Raw genomic sequence first — 16,582 nt, 5'->3', positions numbered from 1 at the left:
AAATGAAAAGATGAGAAAAATAAAAATTTCACTCTGCTTATGGATGATTTTATCGATAAGTTGTAGTGAAAAAAAAACAGAGAAAAATATTGACAAAGTTTATTCAGAACATATAGGAAATACAGTTTTTAACCCAAAAAAAGATGATCCGAATTTTAAGTTTTGTGATTCTTCAGAAGTACATCATTCCAAATCAAAAATTGGATATAGAGGAGGAGTAAGAGCTATCGAAAGAGAATTTTTAGACAATTATATTTTTGAAGAACAATTTCAAGATTTTTCAGGAAGTTTTATTATTCGTTTTGGTTTGAATTGTAACTATGAAACAGGAAGATTTCGTTGGGAAATATTGGACAGAGAATTGAAAGAAACTTTTTGTCCAGAAAAAATGGAAAATCATGTTATTTCAATTGTTAGAAAATTGGAAGGTTGGGAACATTTAAGAATAGATAATAATCAACCACAAGGATATGGATATATAAAGTTGAATTTTGAAAAAGGGAAATTAATATTGTCATGAAAAAGCTATTAAAATTCATCTTTTTATTATCAAGTGTTTTTTCTTTTGCACAAGAAAATTGTTTGATTTATCCAGAAGGTAGTGCTGAAAGAAAATCTTGTGAATTATCGCAAGAAGCTATGAATTACAAGCAAGGAAGTAAGAAATCTCAAGAATTGTTGGATAAAGCAATTGATTTAAATCCAAAAAACGATTATGCTCTGAAAGAGAAATCTGTTCCTTTTTTGAAAAGAGGATTTCTAAAAGAAGGTTTAGGATATTTGGATAAAGCAGTAGAAGCAAATCCGATAGATAATTTGGATTATCGTGCTTTTTGGTTTTTCTGTTGGGATAATTATGAGTTGTGTATTCGAGATTTAGAACGCTATTATTCTTTGCCAAATGCTTTTCCTTTTATTTTTACTTCTGGTGGAGATATGGACATGCGATTACTTTTAGCGATGTCTTATGCAAAAACTGGAAAGCAAAAACAAGGTTTAGAAGTAATGGAAAATTATTTCAAAAATATTGAAGAAAGTGATCTAGGAAATTTAGATTATTATGTTTTAGGAATTATGTATTTTGAAAATAATTTATTTGAAAAAGCAATCGAATCTTTTGAAAAACAACTAGGCATTTTTTCTGGAAAATACGGAGTTTATTATTATTTGGCTTATGCTTATAAAGTAAAAGGAGAATTAGAAAAAGCCAGAAAAGTTTTAGAACAAGCATTAAATAAATTTCAAAAAAGAGAAATATATTCTTTAAATACTTACAACTGTTACAAAGTTTATTATGAAGATTTGGTTGAGGAATATGAAAAACTACAGCCGAAAATGAAGTTTTAAAAAAGAGATAAAAAAAACCAACTGAAATAGAATAAATCAGTTGGTTTTATTTTATGATTGAAACAAAAAACTAGCGATTCATTGAAATCAAGAATTCTTCGTTTGAATTTGTATATTTTATTTTGTCGCTCATGAATTCCATCGCTTCGATTGGGTTCATATCTGCTAAATAACGACGTAATACCCACATTCTTTGTACTGTCTTTGGATCTAATAATAAATCATCACGACGCGTACTTGATTTTACTAAGTCGATAGCTGGGTAAATTCTTCTGTTAGAAATATTTCTATCTAACTGAAGTTCCATGTTTCCAGTTCCTTTGAATTCCTCAAAGATAACTTCATCCATTTTCGAACCAGTTTCTGTAAGTGCAGTAGCGATAATTGTAAGAGAACCTCCATTTTCGATATTTCTTGCAGCTCCAAAGAAACGTTTTGGTTTGTGAAGAGCGTTTGCATCAATACCTCCTGAAAGAATTTTTCCTGAAGCTGGAGCAACAGTATTATAAGCTCTTGCAAGACGAGTAATAGAGTCTAGTAAAATTACTACATCATGTCCACATTCTACAAGACGTTTTGCTTTTTCTAAAACGATATTTGCAACACGAACATGTTTATCTGCTGGCTCATCAAAAGTAGAAGCAACAACTTCTCCTTTTACACTTCTTTGCATATCTGTAACCTCCTCAGGACGCTCATCAATTAAAAGAATAATTTGATAAACTTCTGGGTGATTTGCAGCAATAGAATTTGCAACATCTTTAAGTAGCATTGTTTTACCAGTTTTTGGTTGTGCTACAATCATACCTCTTTGCCCTTTTCCAATAGGAGAGAACATATCGATAATTCTAGATGATGTTGTACTGTTTTTATCTGCTAATCTGAATTTTTCTTCTGGGAAAAGTGGTGTTAAGTGTTCAAAAGAAACTCTATCACGAACCACATTTGGATTTAAACCATTAATTTGTTTGATTCGAATTAATGGGAAATATTTTTCACCTTCTTTTGGCGGTCTTACGATTCCTTTTACAGTATCTCCTGTTTTAATTCCAAATAATTTAATTTGAGATTGAGAAACGTAAATGTCGTCAGGTGAAGAAAGGTAGTTATAGTCAGAAGATCTTAAGAAACCATATCCATCAGGCATAATTTCTAGAACTCCTTCACTCTCGATGATTCCATCAAATTCGAAATCAGGATCTCTATATCTTGAACCTTTTTTATTTTGTTGTGAAGTATCTTTTTGTTGAACTCTTGGTCTGATAGTTGGTCTTTTCTTTTGATAATCATTTGATTTATCATCAGATCCAACATTTTCTCTTGGAGATACTTTTTTATTTTCCGATGTGTTTTCTGTTTCAGGATTTGGACGAATCCTAGTTCTTTTTCTTGGAGCAGATTCTTCTTTAATAGGAGTTACATCTTTTTCAATTTTCTCAGCAGTTTCCGATACTTTTTTAGATGTTTTAGAAGTAGCTTCTTTTTTCTCTGTTGTTTCTTCTGTTTTTTTAGCTTTAACAGTTCTTTTTCTTGGAGTTTTTTCTTTTTCCATAACTGGCTTTTCATCAGAAGAACCCGGATTAGATGCTTGGTAATCAAGAATTTGGTATACTAAATCTAATTTTTTTAATTGTCGGAATTTAGCTACCCCAAGTGTTTTGGCAATCTCTTGTAATTCTACAAGGGTTTTAGCCTTGAGTTGTGAAATTTCAAACATTGTGTAATTGGGTAAATTAATTAATTGTTGATCGTTCTTTATTTAAAGAATCGTTTATTTATTAAAGTGAATTGTTTAAGTTTTATTTGAATGATTTTGAGAAAGCACGCATGCCCCTCAAAAGAAGACCCTACAAATATAGGATATTTTTTTTTAGTATAAAATTAATTTTTTAAAAAAGAAAAATGTACATTTGCAGAGCATCAATTAAGAATATGATACAAAGAATACAATCATTATACTTATTATTAGCAGCAGTTTCTTCAGGAGTATTGACTTTATTTTTACCTCTTTGGAAAAATGCTGATGTTTATTATTTAGCTTACAACGGTTTTTCTAGCGGAAGTACCTTATTAATGATATTAGCAGTGTTTTTTATTTTAAGCAGTGTTTTATCAATTATAAGCTTTATAAATTTTAAAAATAGACTACAACAATTTATGTTAGGAAGACTTAACATAATATTGAACCTTATTATATTAGGTATTCTTAGTTACTATGTACTAAACTTATCCGGAGAAATGGAAATTTCTGAGAAGGGTATTGGATCAGGTATTCCTTTAGTGACAATCATTTTGCTAGCCATAGCAAATAGATCGATTAAAAAGGATGAAGATCTTGTAAAATCAGTAGATAGAATTAGATAATACCAGACATCTTAGTGTATATTTAGTGCAATTTAAATCCATTCCGAAAAGGAATGGATTTTTTATTTTAAAATAACACCAAGAAAAAATCCCAAATTCACAAGGGAAAATGGGATTTTCAAAATATTTTTAATTTCAGTTTATTTATATTCTTCAGGAATTAAACAAACCGGAATAGGATTCATTTTATGTTTATTAGCATTGTTTCTTTGCTTATAAATCTGGAAAACTTCTTTTTCTCTTCCTTCAAAATCTTCAAAAGTTTTTCCATTTTCATCTGCTTTCATTGCCCATTCTAGCTCATCATAAGTTGCCCCAATCTGATCTTCATCTGAACGATCATCTCCAAAAAGCCCATCTGTAGGTTTGGCAGATTGAATAGACATTGGAACATTTAGGAAAGAAGCTAAAGCAAAAACTTCCGATTTCATCAAATCAGCAATCGGGCTGATATCTACTCCACCATCTCCGTATTTTGTATAAAAACCAACTCCAAAATCTTCCACTTTATTTCCCGTTCCTGCAACTAAAGAACTGTGCATTCCTGCGAAATAATATAAAGTTGTCATACGAATTCTTGCACGTGTGTTTGCTAAAGTTAAATCTAAAATAGGAGAACTTTCTGCTATTGGCATTGCTTTTTTAAAAGTTTCAAAAGTCTCAGTCAAATCAGCTTGTACACTAGAAACATTCGGGTATGTTGATTTTAAATATTCAATATGTTCTTTCGCTCTATTTACCTGACTTAATTCTTGGTGTATTGGCATTTCTACACAAAGAGTTTCAAAGCCCGTACGAGCACAAAGTGTTGAAGTTACAGCAGAGTCAATTCCACCTGAAATCCCTACAACAAAACCTCTAACTCCCGTTTTTTCAGCATAATTTTTTAACCATGAAACAATATGATCTACTATTTTTTCAGAATTCATCTTAAACTAATTTTGTATTTTTGGCGTTTTACTAAACGCAGTAAATATATAAAATATAATGAGAATAAAATTAGCAGCTATCACGCTATTACTAACACTGATTTCGTGTGGTGATAAACAAAAAAAACAAGTAGACGTATCTAATATTGCTATGGATGCAGAAATTGTACGATTTGAAGAAAAAATGTATGGAAAAAGTGAACTTCCAGATCTTGAGAAAATTACAAAATTAAGAGCGGAATTTCCTTTGTTTTTCGATCCACAAATGCCAGATTCTATTTATGTCAAGAAAATGAATTTTGAGCAAAATCAAGCACTTTATAAAGAAGTAAAAGGAGTTTTTCCAAATTTAGATAAGCAAAAGAAAGAGATTGTTGAGCTTTTTAAACATGTAAAATATTATTATCCAAAATTCAAGGCACCAAAAGTGATCACAACTTTTTCTGATTATGATTATACTTCTAATGTAATTTATGCGGATAGTTTACTTTTTGTTTCGCTAGATATTTATTTAGGTAAAAGTAGTCCTGTTTATGAAGGAGTACCACCATATATTGTGGAGAATTTTGAAGCTTCAAGAATGCCTGTAGATATTGCAAAGGAATTTGCTTTAAGATTAAATCCAATGCGAAAAAACAGAACTTTTATAGAAAAAATGGTTTCTAAAGGAAAAGTAATGTATGCTTTAGAATTATTAGTTCCAAATAGTACAGATGCACAAAAAATCGGATATTCTGAAGAGAAATTAGCTTGGACAGAAGCAAATGAGCTTCCTATTTGGAAATATTTTGTACAAAATGATTTAATCTATAGTACAGATTCAGAATTACCAAATCGTTTTTTAAATGATGCTCCTTTTTCAAAATTTTATTTAGAAACGGATGCAGAATCACCAGGTAGAATAGGTGAGTGGGTTGGTTGGCAAATTGTTCGTTCGTATATGAAAAATAATGATGTAACTTTGCATCAATTATTTTTAACAGACGAAGACGAAATTTTTAAAAAATCGAAATATAAACCTAAGAAATAATGGGAGTTGTACATAAATCAGATATAAAATTCACAATTGGATTAGACGAAAATAAAGTTCCAGAAGAAATCACATGGAATGCAGAAGATGGAGGAATTAAAGATGCAGAGTCAAAAGCATTGATGATTTCTGTATGGGATCATAAAGCAAAAGATACTTTACGTATGGATCTTTGGACGAAAGATATGCCTGTGGATGAAATGAAACAGTTTTTTCACCAGACTTTAGTTTCTATGGCAAATACTTTTGAAAGAGCTACAGATGATCAAAGAATGAGTGCTACAATGCGTGATTTCTGTGATTATTTTGCTGAAAAATTAGAATTAAAGAAACAATAATTTATAATATTCTTTAAAAAGAAAAGACCGATTCATTATTGAATCGGTCTTTTTTATTGTTTTAACTTGTAATATTTTACTTGATAATCAATTTATGAATACTAGATTTATTATCAGATTGTATTTCGAATGTATACATTCCTGATTGTAAAATTGAAGTATTTAATTCATTGTCACTATCCTTAGAAATTTCTTTTTCTAAAACTAAAACTCCTAAAGTATTATAAACTTTTACAATTCCGTTTACCGAAGATTTGATAAACACAACATCAGTTGCTGGATTTGGATATAATGAAATTCTAACATTTTCAGAATCTTCAATACTTAACCCTGGATCATCGTCACAAACATCTCCGATTCCATCTTCATCAGCATCTGCTTGATCTTCGTTTGGCGTCAATGGACAGTTATCGTCCTCATCCAAGATTCCGTCATTATCATCATCTTCATCACAAACATCTCCCATTCCATCTTCGTCATTATCAGCTTGGTCTTCATTTGCAGTTAATGGACAGTTGTCATCTTCATCTAAGATTCCATCATTGTCATCATCTTCATCACAAACATCTCCCATACCGTCTTCGTCGTTATCAGCTTGATCTTCGTTTGCAGTTAAAGGACAGTTATCTTCTGTATCTAAGATTCCGTCATTATCATCATCTTCATCACAAACATCTCCCATTCCATCCTCGTCGTTATCTGCTTGATCTTCATTCGCAGTTAAAGGACAGTTATCTTCTGTATCTAAGATTCCGTCATTATCATCATCTTCATCACAAACATCTCCCATTCCATCCTCGTCGTTATCTGCTTGATCTTCATTCGCAGTTAAAGGACAGTTATCTTCCGTATCTAGGATTCCGTCATTGTCATCATCTTCATCACAAATGTCACCCATTCCATCCTCGTCGTTATCTGCTTGATCTTCATTCGCAGTTAAAGGACAGTTATCTTCCGTATCTAGGATTCCGTCATTGTCATCATCTTCATCACAAACATCTCCCATTCCGTCTTCGTCGTTATCTGCTTGGTCTTCATTCGCAGTTAATGGACAATTATCTTCTGTATCTAAAATTCCATCATTATCATCATCTTCATCACAAACATCTCCCATTCCATCTTCGTCATTATCAGCTTGGTCTTCATTTACAGTTAGTGGACAGTTATCGTCTTCATCTAAGATTCCATCATTATCATCATCTTCATCACAAACATCTCCCATACCGTCTTCATCCGTATCTAATTGGTCTTCATTTGCAGTTAATGGACAATTATCTTCTGTATCTAAAATCCCGTCATTGTCATCATCTTCATCACAAATGTCTCCTAAACCATCTTCATCATTGTCGGCTTGGTCTTCATTTGCAGTTAATGGACAATTATCTTCTGTATCCAAGATTCCGTCATTATCATCATCTTCATCACAAACATCTCCTATACCATCTTCGTCGTTATCCGCTTGGTCTTCATTTGCCGTTAAAGGACAGTTATCTTCCGTATCTAAGATTCCGTCATTGTCATCATCTTCATCACAAACATCTCCTATACCATCTTCGTCCGTATCTAATTGATTTTCATTCGCAGTTAAAGGACAGTTATCTACCGTATCTAAGATTCCATCATTATCATCATCTTCATCACAAATATCTCCAATTCCATCTTCGTCGTTATCTGCTTGGTCTTCATTTACAACTAGAGGACAGTTATCTTCTATATCTAAAATTCCGTCATTATCATCATCTTCGTCACAAACATCTCCCGTTCCGTCTCCATCTGTGTCTAGTTGATCAGAATTTACAGTTAAAGGACAGTTATCTTCCGTATCTAAGATTCCGTCATTGTCATCATCTTCATCACAAATATCTCCTAATCCATCTTCATCATTATCGGCTTGGTCTTCGTTTGCAATTGAAGGACAATTATCTTCAGAGTCAATAATAGTATCGTTATCACCATCATTATCACAAACATCTCCAAGACCATCATTATCCATATCAGCTTGATCTGTATTTGCTGTTTGTGGACAGTTATCTTCAAAATCAATGATACCGTCTTCATCTATATCTGTTAAAGAAACCCCACAAATATATAACGTCCAGCTGTTCAAATACCCAGTATCAGCACCAGCATCATCTCTAACTTTTAATCGCCATGTACCTAATGAATTTAAATTGTTAAAAGTAGAAAGTGGTTCTTCAGGTTTATACGAACCTGAAAAAGGAGCAGAACCTTCTGTTATTAAATTTTCAGCAGTATCATCAAAAACAGTGTTAGAGAAATTATCTCCGCTACCTCCATTATCACTGGTTAGATCTATTGTAGTTCCATCAGGAGATTCAAGATAGATATCTAAATCACCAGTATATGTATGAATAATATCTATAGCTACATTTACATCCGTAATTTTAACATCTTCATTAATAGTTATATCAGAATAAAAAGTACTATTATCTGATATTGAGAAATTAGAAGTGTTTGATTGTTCTGAACAATCCGTATTGAAGATATTAATAGTTTGAATTTCAGAGTAGATTGACTCAGAGCAAGAGTTTATTGCTTTTACTCTCCAGAAATATTTTCCTAATTCTGAAATTGTTAAAGTAAAATTAGTTTCAGAAATTATTTGATTTTCAACTATAACTGTAAATAAATTATTCTTAGATATTTCTATTTGATACTGCTCAGCATGTTCATATTCAGACCAATTAAAACTAATAGGTGAGTCTGGATTTGCGAAACCTTCATTTGCTGGACTTAATAATTCAACAGCTTCAGAATTTACTTCTAAATTATATATTAAAGGACATTCATCTTGGGTGTCTAAGATACCATCATTATCATCATCTTCATCACAAGCATCACCAAGTGCGTCTTCATCATTATTCGCTTGATCAGTATTTGGAGTTTCTACACAGTTATCGTAGGAATCAGAAATTCCATCTTCATCTATATCAATTAATACACCGCAAATAGCAATAGACCAAGAATGTAAAGTCCCTGTATCTCCATTAGCATCATCTTTTACAATTAATTTCCAAGAACCGATAGAATTTAAATTATTGAAAGTTGATAAAGATTGCTCTGGTTTATAAGAACCTGAGAAAGGAGCAGATCCTTCTGTTATTAAATTTTCGGCAGCATCATCAAAAACAGTATTCGAGAAATTATCTCCGCCACCACCATTATCACTAGTTAAGTCTATAGTAGTACCATTAGGAGCTTCAAGAGAAATATCTAAATCACCTGTATGTGAATGTGTAATATTTATGGTCACATTTACATCCGTTATCAAAAACTCTTGTTCAAAATCTATTGTGGAAATTTTTGTGGTACTGTCTGAGATAGATAGTGAATTTGTATTTGAAGATGTATTACAATCAATATCATCTTTTTCAAATATAAAAGCATTAGAAAACTCTGTTTCAGAACATGAGTTTTTTGCTTTTACTCTCCAGAAATAAGAGTTATAATTTAAAGTTGTTTCAGTAAATGAAGTTTCAGTTATTTCTTCTGTTAAAATAGTAGAATTAAAAGTTTCATCAGTACTAATTTGAATTATATAACTTGTAGCATGTTCAAAATCCTCCCAAATAAATGTTACATTTTCATCTAAGATTTGATTATTAGGAGATTGTTGGTTAGGAGTATTTCCTGTTGTTTCTAAATTGAAAATAAAAGGACATTCATCTTGGGTGTCTAAGATACCATCATTATCATCATCTTCATCACAAGCATCACCAAGTGTATCTTCATCATTATTCGCTTGATCAGTATTTGGAGTTTCTACACAGTTATCGTAGGAATCAGAAATTCCATCTTCATCTATATCAATTAATACACCGCAAATAGCAATAGACCAAGAATGTAAAGTCCCTGTATCTCCATTAGCATCATCTTTTACAATTAATTTCCAAGAACCGATAGAATTTAAATTATTGAAAGTTGATAAAGATTGCTCTGGTTTATAAGAACCTGAGAAAGGAGCAGATCCTTCTGTTATTAAATTTTCGGCAGCATCATCAAAAACAGTATTCGAGAAATTATCTCCGCCACCACCATTATCACTAGTTAAGTCTATAGTAGTACCATTAGGAGCTTCAAGAGAAATATCTAAATCACCTGTATGTGAATGTGTAATATTTATGGTCACATTTACATCCGTTATCAAAAACTCTTGTTCAAAATCTATTGTGGAAATTTTTGTGGTACTGTCTGAGATAGATAGTGAATTTGTATTTGAAGATGTATTACAATCAATATCATCTTTTTCAAATATAAAAGCATTAGAAAACTCTGTTTCAGAACATGAGTTTTTTGCTTTTACTCTCCAGAAATAAGAGTTATAATTTAAAGTTGTTTCAGTAAATGAAGTTTCAGTTATTTCTTCTGTTAAAATAGTAGAATTAAAAGTTTCATCAGTACTAATTTGAATTATATAACTTGTAGCATGTTCAAAATCCTCCCAAATAAATGTTACATTTTCATCTAAGATTTGATTATTAGGAGATTGTTGGTTAGGAGTATTTCCTGTTGTTTCTAAATTGAAAATAAAAGGACATTCATCTTGGGTGTCTAAGATACCATCATTATCATCATCTTCATCACAAGCATCACCAAGTGTATCTTCATCATTATTCGCTTGATCAGTATTTGGAGTTTCTACACAGTTATCGTAGGAATCAGAAATTCCATCTTCATCCATATCAATTAATACACCGCAAATAGCAATAGACCAAGAATGTAAAGTCCCTGTATCTCCATTAGCATCATCTTTTACAATTAATTTCCAAGAACCAATAGAACTTAAATTATTGAAAGTTGATAAAGATTCCTCTGGTTTATAAGAACCTGAGAAAGGAGCAGATCCTTCTGTTATTAAATTTTCGGCAGCATCATCAAAAACAGTATTCGAGAAATTATCACCGCCACCACCATTATCACTAGTTAATTCTATAGTAGTACCATCAGGAGCTTCAAGAGAAATATCTAAATCACCTGTATGTGAATGTGTAATATTTATGGTCACATTTACATCCGTTATCAAAAACTCTTGTTCAAAATCTATTGTGGAAGTTTTTGTGGTATTGTCTGAGATAGATAGTGAATTTGTATTTGAATTTGTATTACAATCTTCATCGAATGTATATTCATTCTCATAGTTTTTTTTCAATTTTTCGCTTTTTTCCAATCCCTTATAAGGGTAGGAGTTAAAAAAGGTTAGCGAAAATAGAATAATTAAAAAATAATTTTTCTTCATAATAGCTTAATCTTTCGTTTATAAATAATTTTTTGACATTAGATGTCGAATTTAAGAGAAAACGCCTTAAAAAAATTATTTAAAATTACCGACTAAGTGCTTTTTTTTTAAGTTGTTATGTGTAATTTGTTAAGAAGGTTTGGTTTTTAAATTTAAACTTGTAAGCGCCTTTTTTTTATTATTAATAAATTAAAAAATAATAATACATGTTATTGTAAAAGCCTTTTGATTTTTAAGTTTTATAACATTTGTTTGAATTTTAAATCAAATGTTATTGTAGATTGAAGATATTTATTGTTGATTTTACTCAAAATATATTTGATTTAAATATTTAGATTTTATGACAAAAAGAAAAGACCGATTCATTATTGAATCGGTCTTTTTTATTGTTTTAACTTGTAATATTTTACTTGATTATCAATTTATGAATACTAGATTTATTATCAGATTGTATTTCGAATGTATACATTCCTGATTGTAAAATTGAAGTATTTAATTCATTGTCACTATCCTTAGAGATTTCTTTTTCTAAAACTAAAACTCCTAAAGTATTATAAACTTTTACAATTCCGTTTACCGAAGATTTGATAAACACAACATCAGTTGCTGGATTTGGATATAATGAAATTCTAACATTTTCAGAATCTTCAATACTTAACCCTGGATCATCGTCACAAACATCACCAATTCCGTCTCCATCAGCATCAGCTTGATCTTCGTTTGCAGTTAAAGGACAGTTATCTTCCGTATCTAAGATTCCGTCATTATCATCATCTTCATCACAAACATCTCCCATACCGTCTTCATCCGTATCTAATTGATCTTCATTCGCAGTTAAAGGACAGTTATCTTCCGTATCTAAGATTCCGTCATTGTCATCATCTTCATCACAAACATCTCCCATACCGTCTTCATCCGTATCTAATTGATCTTCATTTGCAGTTAATGGACAGTTATCTTCCGTATCTAAGATTCCATCATTATCATCATCTTCATCACAAACATCTCCCATACCATCTTCATCGTTATCTGCTTGGTCTTCATTTGCAGTTAATGGACAGTTATCGTTTTCATCTAGGATTCCATCATTGTCATCATCTTCATCACAAACATCTCCCATACCGTCTTCATCGTTATCAGCTTGGTCTTCGTTTGCAGTTAATGGACAGTTATCTTCTGTATCTAAGATTCCGTCATTATCATCATCTTCATCACAAATATCTCCCATACCATCTTCATCATTGTCAGCTTGGTCTTCGTTCGCAGTTAATGGACAGTTATCTTCTGTATCTAAGATTCCATCATTATCATCATCTTCATCACAAACATCTCCCATTCCGTCTTCATCCGTATCTAATTGATCTTCGTTCGCAGTTAAAGGACAGTTATCTTCCATATCTAGGATTCCGTCATTGTCATCATCTTCATCACAAACATCTCCGATACCGTCTTCGTCGTTATCAGCTTGGTCTTCGTTTGCAGTTAATGGACAGTTATCTTCCGTATCTAAGATTCCGTCATTGTCATCATCTTCATCACAAACATCTCCCATACCATCTCCATCTGTATCTAATTGATCTGCATTTGCAACTGTAGGACAGTTATCTTCTGAATCTACAATTCCATCCTCATCTTCATCATCTTCACAAACATCTCCAATACCATTTCCGTCTAAATCTGCTTGATCTGCATTTGGTGTTGTAGGACAGTTGTCATCTATATCTAAAATTCCATCATTATCATCGTCCTCATCACAAGCATTTCCAATTCCATCTTCGTCAGTATCTAATTGATCTTCATTTGCAGTTAAAGGACAGTTATCCTCCGTATCTAAGATTCCATCATTATCATCATCCTCATCACAAACATCTCCCATTCCATCTTCGTCGTTATCTGCTTGGTCTTCGTTCGCAATTAATGGACAATTATCATCTTCATCTAAAATAGTATCATTATCATCATCTTCATCACAAACATCTCCCATTCCATCTTCGTCCGTATCTAGTTGATCTTCGTTAGCTGTAAATGGACAGTTATCTTCCGTATCTAAAATTCCGTCATTATCATCGTCTTCATCACAAATATCTCCTATACCATCTCCGTCATTATCTGCTTGGTCTTCGTTAACAGTTAATGGACAGTTATCATCCATATCTAAAATTCCATCATTATCATCATCTTCATCACAAATATCTCCCATACCATCTCCATCTGTATCTAATTGATCTGCATTTGCAACATCAATACAGTTGTCAGTAGTATCAGGAATATCATCCATATCAGCATCTGATACTTCAACACCACATATCTCAATAGACCATGATGTTAACTCTCCATCATCTACACTTGGAACTAGATCTTGAGCAACAATTTTCCATTCTCCTATTGAATATTGACCGTTAAAATTTGCTAAAGAACCTTCAGGTGTATATTCTCCTGTAAAAGGACCTGAACCAGAATAAATTGAAGTAGAAGCTTCATCATCAAATACTGTATTAACATAATTAGAAGAACTTCCTCCATTTCCTGAAGATAAATCAACTTCAGTTCCTTCTGGAGAAACTAATTTTATACTTATATCTCCATTCCATGCGTGTGTAATATTTACAGTTACATTAATATCTGTAATTACAACGTTTTCATCAATGTTAATTACAGTTTCATTTGTAATAGGATTAGCACCAAATATTACTGAGATGTCTCCCGAATCAGTTGTTGAACAAGAAGAATCTTTGATATTTAGTTTCCAAGCTTCAGAGAAAAGTGACTCTGAACAAGAATTTTTAGCTTTTATTCTCCAATAATATGTATTTACTAAAAGATCTGCTACTGTATAATTTGCTTCTGAAATTGTAGCTGTTTCAAGAATCGAAGTAAATTCTTCATCTGTAGCAATTTCAAAAATGTATTCTTCTGCAACAGTAAGAGCTTCCCATGAAAAATCTATAGATCCAGCTAAAGCATCCGCATGATTGATTGGACTTGATAAAACAACAGGAGCTTCATCTATAGCAAAATTATAAACAAGAGGACATTCGTCATCTTCATCCAAAATTCCGTCATTATCATCATCTTCATCACAAATATTACCCATACCATCATTATCAGTATCTAATTGGTCTTCATTTGCAATCATTGGACAATTATCTTCAGAGTCATTAACTCCATCTTCATCTATATCATCACAAACATCTCCAATACCATTTGAATCCATATCTGCTTGATCTGTATTTGCTATAAATGGACAGTTATCATCTTCATCTAAAATAGTATCATTATCATCATCCTCATCACAAATATCTCCCATACCATCACCATCATTATCTACTTGGTCTACGTTTGCTACAAATGGACAATTATCATCTGTATCTAAAATAGTATCATTATCATCATCCTCATCACAAACATCACCGATTCCATCTTCATCATTATCTGCTTGATCTGCATTTGCTACTAATGGACAGTTATCATCTACATCTAAAACTCCATCATTATCATCATCCTCTTCACAAGCATTTCCGATTCCATCTCCGTCTGTATCTAATTGATCAGGATTAGCTGTTTCAGGACAGTTATCTTCAGAGTCAAAAACTCCATCTTCATCCATATCGTCACAAGTATCTCCAATACCATTCGAATTCATATCTGCTTGATCTGTATTTGCAGTAAACGGACAGTTATCCTCTTCATCTAAAATAGTATCATTATCATCATCTTCATCACAGATATCTCCCATACCATCTCCATCATTATCTGCTTGGTCTGTATTTGCAGTTAATGGACAGTTATCTTCTGAATCAAATATTCCATCTTCATCTATATCATCACAAACATCTCCAATTCCATTCGAATTCATATCTGCTTGGTCTGTATTTGCAGTAAACTGACAGTTATCCTCTTCATCTAAAATAGTATCATTATCATCATCTTCGTCACAAATATCTCCGATACCATCTCCATCATTATCAGCTTGATCAACATTTGCTACTAATGGACAGTTATCATTTACATCTAAAACTCCATCATTATCATCATCTTCATCACAAGCATCTCCAATTCCATCACCATCATTATCTGCTTGATCTGCATTTGCAACTGTAGGACAGTTATCTTCTGAATCCACAATTCCATCTTCATCATCATCCGTATCACATGCATCTCCAATTCCATCTCCATCTGTATCCAATTGATCTGCGTTTGCAAAATCAATACAGTTGTCACAAGCATCTCCAACACCATCAGAATCAGCATCTGTTTGATCTGTATTTGCTGTATCTTTACAGTTATCATCAATGTTTAAAATAGTATCTGCATCAACATCGTTTTCACCACAAATCTCTAAAGACCATGAATTAAGAGTTCCATCAAAACTACTCAGGTTGTCGTAAAAAACTAATTTCCAATCTCCTAAAGAGAATTTTCCATTAAAACTAGCAAGAGAACCTTCAGGTTGGAATGATCCTGTGAAAGGACCTGTACCTGTAGTGACACTTGTAGCTGCAGAATCATCGAAAACAGTGTTTGTATAATGATCACTACTTCCTCCGTTATAACTAGATAAATCAACTTCAGTTCCGTCCGGACCAACAAGTTTAAACTCAAGATCGCTATTCCATGTATGTTGAATATTTACAGTTACATTTACATCTGTAATTTGTAAATCTTCAGTAAAAGTAATAACTGATTCTTTAGTCTGGTAAGCTGGTAAAGCTAAACTTAAACCATCAAGACTTTCCGTTGAACAAGTGTTTTCAAAATAGGATGATACCCCTTCATCCGATTTTTTTTCAGTGTGTTCTTCATTTTTATTTATTTCATTATTTTCTTTGAAGCTTTTCTCTTCGATAGGTCGAGAAAATAAACTTAGAAAACTGAAACATAATAAGATGAAAAACGAGTAATTTTTCTTCATTTTTATAGTAAATTTAGTTTTGCACCAATTTACAATTACAATATTCAACTCATTATGTGGATATTAACCTCTTTTTGATTCTTGAATTAATTACATATTTTAATTTATAGATCTATATTTTAATTGTTTAAAATGTTTTATTCTGATTTTTCATTCTTATTATTTATCTATAATATGAAGATTGGTTTATTTTAATTTTTTGAATTAAATACATAATTATTAACATATTTTGCAACGTTAAATTTAAAATATTAACAATTTTTTAATATTTAAACTTAAAAATAGCTCTATTTCAATGTGATAATGTTTGGGAAATGTTTTTTCAATTCTAATTTTTTTAAACATTTCTTCTTCTCCTTTTTTCTATTTTTACAGCCATTTAATATTTCTACATTGTAGAGAAAA

9 protein-coding genes are annotated in these 16,582 nt (G+C 31.7%); 5 read left to right on the top strand and 4 right to left on the bottom strand.

Going from position 1 to position 16,582, the window contains the following annotated elements; all coding sequences use genetic code 11:
• Positions 1-10 precede the first annotated feature (10 nt).
• On the top strand, positions 11-520 hold the full coding sequence (locus I0K12_RS03630) for a hypothetical protein (protein WP_196885512.1): 510 nt from the start codon (positions 11-13) through the stop codon (positions 518-520).
• Positions 517-1,347, top strand: coding sequence for a tetratricopeptide repeat protein (locus I0K12_RS03625; protein WP_196885511.1), 831 nt, complete (start codon positions 517-519; stop codon positions 1,345-1,347). The genes I0K12_RS03630 and I0K12_RS03625 overlap by 4 nt, the downstream gene beginning before the upstream one ends.
• A 70-nt stretch (positions 1,348-1,417) precedes the next feature.
• On the opposite strand, the gene rho is transcribed toward I0K12_RS03625, so the two are convergent.
• The gene (gene rho / locus I0K12_RS03620) at positions 1,418-3,064 is read right to left on the bottom strand and encodes a transcription termination factor Rho (protein ID WP_196885510.1); all 1,647 of its coding nucleotides are present in this window, start codon (positions 3,062-3,064) and stop codon (positions 1,418-1,420) included.
• A gap of 215 nt (positions 3,065-3,279) precedes the next feature.
• On the opposite strand from rho, the gene I0K12_RS03615 reads away from it, so the two are divergent.
• Positions 3,280-3,711 (top strand): DUF4293 domain-containing protein, encoded by a 432-nt coding sequence (locus I0K12_RS03615; RefSeq protein WP_196885509.1) that lies wholly within the window; start codon positions 3,280-3,282, stop codon positions 3,709-3,711.
• Positions 3,712-3,851: 140 nt separating this feature from the next.
• On the opposite strand, the gene nadE is transcribed toward I0K12_RS03615, so the two are convergent.
• On the bottom strand, positions 3,852-4,640 hold the full coding sequence (gene nadE / locus I0K12_RS03610) for an NAD(+) synthase (protein WP_196885508.1): 789 nt from the start codon (positions 4,638-4,640) through the stop codon (positions 3,852-3,854).
• A 58-nt stretch (positions 4,641-4,698) separates the two neighbouring features.
• Between nadE and gldB the strand changes: the two genes are divergently transcribed.
• A complete protein-coding gene (gene gldB, locus I0K12_RS03605; protein ID WP_196885507.1) occupies positions 4,699-5,670 on the top strand; it encodes a gliding motility lipoprotein GldB in 972 nt (323 codons plus the stop codon).
• Complete coding sequence (gene gldC / locus I0K12_RS03600) at positions 5,670-6,008, top strand: gliding motility protein GldC (RefSeq protein ID WP_196885506.1); 339 nt, start codon at positions 5,670-5,672, stop codon at positions 6,006-6,008. Before gldB ends, gldC begins: the two co-directional genes overlap by 1 nt.
• A gap of 76 nt (positions 6,009-6,084) precedes the next feature.
• Here the strand turns inward: gldC and I0K12_RS21945 are convergent, their stop codons facing one another.
• Both I0K12_RS21945 and I0K12_RS21940 read right to left on the bottom strand, forming a co-directional pair.
• Positions 6,085-11,178, bottom strand: a complete 5,094-nt coding sequence (locus tag I0K12_RS21945) for a thrombospondin type 3 repeat-containing protein (RefSeq protein WP_231372692.1) — start codon at positions 11,176-11,178, stop codon at positions 6,085-6,087.
• 493 nt (positions 11,179-11,671) lie between these two features.
• Positions 11,672-16,177 (bottom strand): thrombospondin type 3 repeat-containing protein, encoded by a 4,506-nt coding sequence (locus I0K12_RS21940; RefSeq protein ID WP_231372691.1) that lies wholly within the window; start codon positions 16,175-16,177, stop codon positions 11,672-11,674.
• Between the last annotated feature and the right edge of the window lie 405 nt (positions 16,178-16,582).

Origin of the sequence: Aureivirga sp. CE67 (genome assembly GCF_015767245.1) — a bacterium.
In the GTDB taxonomy this organism is placed as follows: Bacteria; Bacteroidota; Bacteroidia; order Flavobacteriales; family Flavobacteriaceae; genus Aureivirga.
Note: the sequence above shows the minus strand (reverse complement) of the source record. Positions and strands in the feature narration are given on the sequence as shown.